Here is a 4823-nt window from a genome sequence, read left to right on the forward strand (position 1 = left end):
AAGAAACGCACATGTGATGCGTTTTATTATCTTAAATATTATGCAATGATCCCCTTGTCTGCACTTAAATGTTCAAACTGCTAGAGCAAGTGTTTCTTAACAGCCTTCATGTCATTAATACTTAAATCACCAAACCAATCGGTCAAATCCAACATAAAAGTTTTATGATGTTCAATTGCCTTTGAAAAAACCTGAAAATAATCTAAGATCAATGCATCATCCAAGCCCTTGTTGGCAATGGCAAGGCCTAACAATTGACGTTTCATCAACTGATAACGGCAGAGCATTAAAAGATATGCATCAAATAACCATTCGGCCTCAGTGAACGGAAACATGGCTTTAAACATGTGGTTCACAAAGTAATTCTCAAAAATATATTGTCTGAACTCAAAGTAAGGATCGTAGTATTTTTCTTTCAATGAAATTAAGTGTGGTTCTGAAGCCTTTAATTCAGCCTCTGACCTATGATAATGATTTAAAAATCGCTCAGAGACAATTGTCGCTTCTGGTGCTAAGATTTCTAAAATCTCTTTTGAACGTTTAAACATATTCTTGCTAAAAGGGCTAACGTCGCTTTTAAAAGTTTTGTTTTTTCTGTATTTATTCATCCAGTTTGAGATTTCACTTCTGTTTCTAAGATGGGTCAAGCCAAAAACAAAATGCCCTATCTGCTCAAAGCGCTCATCTAAGCTTAACTCAGCATTTTGCATAATATCGAGACAAATCCATCGGATCTTTTGAAGCTGCTCTGCAGGGGTATCTTTGAAATCATTTAGCCGTGTATTAACATCATAACTTACCATAACAGTTCTGCCATCTTCGTATTCTGACGTACCAAACTGTATGCCATTTGGCTCCATTAATACCATTCTGGCAATTTCGGGACACGAAATTGATGAGGATACTTCATACTTGTCGTCAATCCTATTATAAATTCTAGGATATTGGGCACATACATTGGACAAGTAGGCTTCACCACATTGACCTTGAATTTTGCAGAGTTGATTGGTATCCAAAAATGGACACCTCTTATTGGTTGTCAATGAAACCACAGCGAAATTAACAGCAGTATCATAAACATCTGGATTAATATGAATAAAGTCCTTTATCAAGGTCTCCAGAGGGTTCCCTTTGATTTTTTCATATTTGTAGTAAGTTTGTTCATCGATATCCACATCCCAACCAATACAACAGTTGTCAGTACAAGGTGTTCCAATGCACTTGAAGTTATCCATATAGTCTGGTCTTAAAAGTTTCATTCATCAACCCCCAGTTTTGTTCAAAAATTCAGATGGAATCCAGCCATATTCATGATTGAACTTGATATAAGCATATCTGCCATAGTCAGCAATAAACCTTACATCATCACCTTTTTGGAGATGATGTAACTTAAATATATAGTCTTCACAACAGTAGGTCTTGTCTTCATCTTTTTGAATAAATTCGTTTTTAATCAGTCCCACATCTCCAGTGGATGTCTTTTTACAAAGTGAAAACTCCGGTAAGGCTTCAATCACTTCAATTTGATTGTCATTCCACATGACCTTAAAGGGTTTTCCTTCAAGAACATGAGGTTCAATATTTTCAGCATTATAATACATTACTTCATAAAGGGGTAAATCATCTGAGAAGTATGTTTTATAATCAAAATTAGAACCCTTTTTTTCTATGACCAGTGCGTTCACTTGCCCATGCCATTTAACGCTAAAACCACCATCCAGATTGAAGACCTTCTTGTCAAAATCAAGGATTGGGTTTGCGATTAATTGATGCTCGTAATAGTTTAAAACTGGCCAGTGCCCAACCACCACAATGTGGTCCAGGCCATGTTCAGATTCATAAAAAGCTGGATAAGACAGAATGGCTTTCTTGTCAATTTCAGTAAGTGATTCAATTCCAGCGTGTACAAACACAAAGGGTGGTGCGACAAGGCCCCAAGGTAAGCTGTCTAGAAATGTCAATTCACTTGGATAAGCCTCCATTAACGCCCTTTGTACTTTTTCAGGTGAAAAGGATTCCGTTTTCAAATCTACCAAAAACATTTTTTCATATAAATCACTTATTAGTGAAGGATAAGGTACCTTGTCCAAGTACTGTTTTATCATAGACTGTCTTTCAGGATTTGTAATCATTTGATAGACAAATGACTCGCAATTTCCAGAAATGATATAAGTATTGGGTCTATGCTTTAATAACATAGCCCGATAGAGCATCTCAATGTTCTGGGGTCCCTTTTCAATAAAATCACCCAAAATAATGAGAATATCCTCTGCTTGTAATTTTACTTGATCTAAGAGTTGATCTAAATGGCCTATACCACCATGTATATCACTGATTACAATAATTCTTTCTCTATCCTTTAAATCCAAATGGATTAATTTATCATTCATTTTTTAGCCTCATTTCCACATAATCCAAGTAGATTATAGCATAATTATAAGCGCTAATATAGTCAAGCGCTCAATTTCAAAGGCAAATAACCACCAGTATTATCAAAACCTTGAAAAGCACTGGTGGTTACGGGTTCTTAAGGCCTATTATCCACACATTGTTGCTAACTTCCTCCCACCTTAATAGGAAGACTTTAGGGGGACAATCCGATTGACTTTAAGTCTAGACATATTTTCCTCATATTTCACTTCATCTATCATAAAATAACCATGTCTCATAAACTGAAACTTATCTTCCTTTACCGAATCCTTTAAGCCAACCTCTATAAAGCAATTGCTCAAGATTTTATGCGAGTTGGGATTGATTTTTTCATCCCATGTTAAGTTTTTATCCTTGGCAATTTCATCATCTTCGAAGAGTTTCTCAAACAAATGCACCTCAGCCTTAAGGTTCTCAGTTGCATGAACCCAGTGGATAGTCCCCTTTACTTTTCGACCAGTAAAGCCACTGCCGCTTTTAGTCTCAACATCATAGGTGCATTTAAGCTCAATCGGTCTTCCTTCATCATCTAAAACGACCTCGTTACATCTTATAAAATAAGCCCCTTTTAATCTCACTTCGCCACCCAATGTAAGCCTTTTAAAGCCCTTTTGTGGCGATACCATAAAATCATCTGCTTCAATATAAAGGTGCTTACCAAATGGCACTTTTCTGGTACCAAGTTTATCATTTTCAGAGTTGTTTTCTATGGTAAGCCACTCTATTTTATCATCATCATAATTGGTCAATGTCACTTTCAGTGGATTGAGAACACACATCACACTCGGTACCTTGCATTTCAAATCGTTTCTCAGACAGTGATCCAACATGGATATGTCCACAGTACTTTGATCCTTTGAAACCCCTATGTTGTGAATGAAATCATTTATAGCTTCCTTGGTGTAGCCTTTTCGTCTTAAACCCTTTATGGTAGGCATTCTAGGATCATCCCATCCTGAGACGTACTTGCCGTAAACAAGTTCCCTCAAGTAACGTTTACTGGTAACAACCCCAGTCATGTTCATACGGCCAAATTCCCTCTGTCTTGGCGGTTCTTCAAAACCCAGTGTTTCCAAAACCCAATCATAGAGGGGTCTATGATTACGAAACTCAATAGAGCAAAGTGAGTGTGTCACCCCCTCATACGCATCTTGAAGTGGATGCGCATAATCGTACATAGGATAAATGCACCATTTATCTCCAGTTCTATAATGGTGAGCATGCAGTATTCTATAAATAACGGGATCTCTCATATTCATATTGGGTGATGACATGTCTATTTTTGCCCTTAGGGTCATTTTACCATTGTCATAAATACCAGCCTTCATGGCTTCAAAAAGTCTAAGGTTTTCTTCAATTTCGCGATTCCGATATGGACTGTCTTGACCCGGTTCAGTCAAGGTGCCCCTAGTCTCTCTCAATTCATCTTGATTAAGCTCACATACATAAGCTTTTCCCATTTTGATCAACTTTATCGCACAATCATAAATAAAATCCGAATAATCAGAACCGAAGAATATTCTTTCTTCATCGAGCCAGCCCATCCATTTCATATCTTCAATAATGGCGTTTACATATTCCATATCCTCCTTCAAAGGATTAGTATCGTCAAACCTCAAATTGAATTTACCACCAAATTTTTTTGCTGCGAAATAACTAAAATGAATGGCGTACAAGCTGCCTATGTGCAAGTAACCATTGGGTTCAGGTGGAAATCTCGTACAAATCTCCCTTGAAAACACCCCTTCTTCAATATCCGTTTCAATCATTTTGTGAATATAATTATCCATCTCTCCTTGACCTCCTATGCCAAAAATTAAAAAAACATCCGACCTCAAGATTATTATCTTGAGGACGAATGTTAATCGCGTTGCCACCTCATTTTTATGATTTCTCACAAAATCATACTCGTCAAGTACACCTTACGGGATACTTTAGCTCTGTAACAGGAGCACCTGTCGTAGCATCACTGAACATTCAAGATGATAGCTAATGATCTATAATAAAAATCATGCTTTATGGTTCAGATCCATACGCGGCTCAGAGGCTTGGTTCATTAATTCAATCCCTATCCACTCTCAGCATTTGTGGACTCTCTTTGAAGGATACAATCAACTACTCTTCTCTTCACAGCCTTTAATTTGTCAAATTTAATTGTACTTAGAATAGCATAAGGTCATTTATTCGTCAATATCAACTTGTGCAATGCCTCCTAGGAAAACGTCACCCATCATAAATTGACTTTGATGGATTCTAAAGCCTGATGATAAAAGAGATGCTTCAAAATCCCGATTTAAATGACAGCCATGTGCAATTACCTTCCAAGCAGGGGTTAGAAGATGCATGGCGGTAGATGCCACTGGTGCCTTAGAAATTACATGCTCTATGAAAAT

General features: G+C 37.1%; 4 protein-coding genes and 1 other annotated feature. All 4 genes read right to left on the reverse strand.

Annotated features, from left to right (window positions below; all coding sequences use genetic code 11):
- Positions 1–80: 80 nt before the first annotated feature.
- Positions 81–1259, reverse strand: coding sequence for a flagellin lysine-N-methylase (gene fliB, locus AC220I_RS18145; protein WP_486725281.1), 1179 nt, complete (start codon positions 1257–1259; stop codon positions 81–83).
- Between the two features lie 3 nt (positions 1260–1262).
- A complete protein-coding gene (locus tag AC220I_RS18150) occupies positions 1263–2390 on the reverse strand; it encodes a metallophosphoesterase (RefSeq protein ID WP_486725282.1) in 1128 nt (375 codons plus the stop codon).
- A gap of 180 nt (positions 2391–2570) precedes the next feature.
- A complete protein-coding gene (locus AC220I_RS18155) occupies positions 2571–4220 on the reverse strand; it encodes a glutamine--tRNA ligase/YqeY domain fusion protein (RefSeq protein ID WP_486725283.1) in 1650 nt (549 codons plus the stop codon).
- A 57-nt stretch (positions 4221–4277) separates the two neighbouring features.
- Positions 4278–4570: a binding site (T-box leader), on the reverse strand.
- Positions 4571–4610: 40 nt separating this feature from the next.
- Positions 4611–4823 (reverse strand): hypothetical protein (locus tag AC220I_RS18160; RefSeq protein WP_486725284.1); only part of this gene is annotated, 213 nt, incomplete at its 5' end.

It is taken from the genome of Fusibacter sp., from assembly GCF_057447755.1.

Coding starts and splice junctions, on each gene's coding strand:
- fliB (WP_486725281.1), bottom strand. CDS start 1,259: ATGAAACTTTTAAGACCAGACTATATGGATAACTTCAAGTGCATTGGA.
- AC220I_RS18150 (WP_486725282.1), bottom strand. CDS start 2,390: ATGAATGATAAATTAATCCATTTGGATTTAAAGGATAGAGAAAGAATT.
- AC220I_RS18155 (WP_486725283.1), bottom strand. CDS start 4,220: ATGGATAATTATATTCACAAAATGATTGAAACGGATATTGAAGAAGGG.